The organism is Alcanivorax sp. HI0044, from assembly GCF_001634945.1.
Map to the genome: position 1 here is coordinate 1 of NZ_LWEZ01001562.1, position 2,040 is coordinate 2,040.

General features: G+C 61.1%; 2 protein-coding genes. Both read left to right on the forward strand.

From position 1 onward, the window contains the following. Positions 1 to 517 (forward strand): polyprenyl synthetase family protein (locus tag A3730_RS23575; protein WP_197477604.1); only part of this gene is annotated, 517 nt, incomplete at its 5' end. A 136-nt stretch (positions 518 to 653) separates the two neighbouring features. Then, positions 654 to 2,040: 1-deoxy-D-xylulose-5-phosphate synthase (gene dxs, locus A3730_RS23580; RefSeq protein ID WP_063539099.1), on the forward strand; the 1,387-nt coding region annotated here is incomplete at its 3' end.

A 2,040-nucleotide genomic window follows, 5' to 3' on the forward strand; every position in this document is an offset into this window, starting at 1 on the left:
GCTGCTCGCCTGTCATGGCGACTACCGCAGTGACAGCCGCATCGCCCTGATTCAGCACCTGTGCCAGGCGGCAGGCGTGGACGGCATGGCCGCCGGCCAGATGCAGGACATGCTCGCCCAGGGCCAGCAACAAACCGTGGCAGCATTGGAAGAGATGCATTACCTGAAAACCGGGCGCTTGATCACCGCCAGCCTGCAGCTGGGCTATTTCGCCGCAGAAAAGAACGATCCTGCGCTACTCAACAGCCTCACCGATTTTGGCGATACCATTGGTCTGGCGTTCCAGATTCAGGACGACATCCTCGATGTCATCGGCGGCACCGAGCAGCTGGGCAAGCCCTCCGGCTCCGATGAAAAGCTGCAAAAAAGCACCTTCCCGGCACTTCTCGGCCTGGAGCAAAGCCAGCAACGCGCCCGCCAGTTATGCGAGCAGGCGCAACAGGCTCTGGCTGGCTATGGGCCACGCGCGCTTCCCCTGCAACAATTGGCTCAATACATCATTACCCGGAATCACTGATCCAGCACTGACGATAGCCCCCCCGGACAGTTATACTAGTGCCAGTGGTCCACGCGGAAAGCGCCTGCTTCACACAGCGTTCCGCCCGGACCACAGGCCATTATTCTGCCTTGCACTCATCAGGCTGCATGACCCTATGCCCAAGACGTTTACTCAAATTCCGCTGGCGCGACCTGACACCCCGTTGCTGGATACCCTCAACAGCCCTGCAGACCTGCGGCAGCTGCCGGCATCCCAACTGGAGCGCGTGGTCGATGAATTACGCGAATATCTGCTCTATGCGGTAGGCCAGTGTGGCGGGCATTTCGGCGCGGGCCTCGGCGTGGTCGAACTGACCGTTGCCCTGCATTACCTGTATCACACTCCTGATGACAAACTGGTCTGGGATGTGGGCCACCAGTGTTACCCCCACAAGATACTCACCGGGCGCCGCGAATCACTGACCAGCATCCGCCAGGCCGGCGGCCTGTCCGGCTTTCCCAAGCGCAGCGAATCCGAATACGACACCTTCGGCGTGGGCCACTCGTCCACTTCCATCAGCGCCGCACTGGGCATGGCGCTGGGCGCGGAAATGGCCGGCAGTGACCGCCGTGCCGTGGCCATCATCGGTGACGGCGCCATGACCGCCGGTCAGGCGTTTGAGGCCATGAGCCACGCGGCACATACACGCTCCAATCTGCTGGTGATCCTCAACGACAACAACATGTCGATTTCCCACAATGTGGGCGGGCTATCCAATTATTTTGCGCGCATCTGGGCCAGCAAGAGCTATATCGCCCTGCGTGAAGGTGGCAAGAAAGTGCTTTCCACCATGCCGGCGGCCTGGGATTTCATCCGCCGCACTGAAGAAAGCATGAAGAACATGGTCAGCCCCGACATGCTGTTCGAGGCCATCGGCTTCAACTACATCGGCCCCATCGACGGCCACAATGTGGATGAGCTGGTACGCACCCTGGGCAACCTGCGCGACCTGGAAGGGCCGCAGCTGCTGCACATCTATACCACCAAGGGCAAAGGCTTTGCGCCCGCAGAAGTCGACCCGGTGGGCTACCACGCCATCAACAAGATCGAACCCAAACCCAAGGTTCAGGTGGCCGTCCCGCAAAAGCCCAAGCTGCCCAAGTACCAGGATATCTTCGGCCAGTGGCTGTGCGATATGGCCGAGCAGGACCCACGCCTGGTGGGCATCACGCCCGCCATGTGCGAAGGCTCCGGCATGGTGGAATTCAGCCGCCGCTTCCCGGAGCGTTACCACGATGTGGCCATCTGTGAGCAACACGCGGTCACTCTGGCCGGCGGGCTGGCCTGTGAAAACCAGAAACCGGTGGTAGCCATTTATTCCACTTTCCTGCAGCGCGGCTATGATCAGCTGATCCACGATGTGGCCCTGCAGGAACTGGATGTAACCTTCGGTCTGGACCGGGCCGGCCTGGTGGGCGAGGACGGCGCCACCCATGGCGGCGTGTTTGATCTGGCCTACCTGCGCACCGTGCCGAACATGATTATCGCGGCCCCTTCCGACG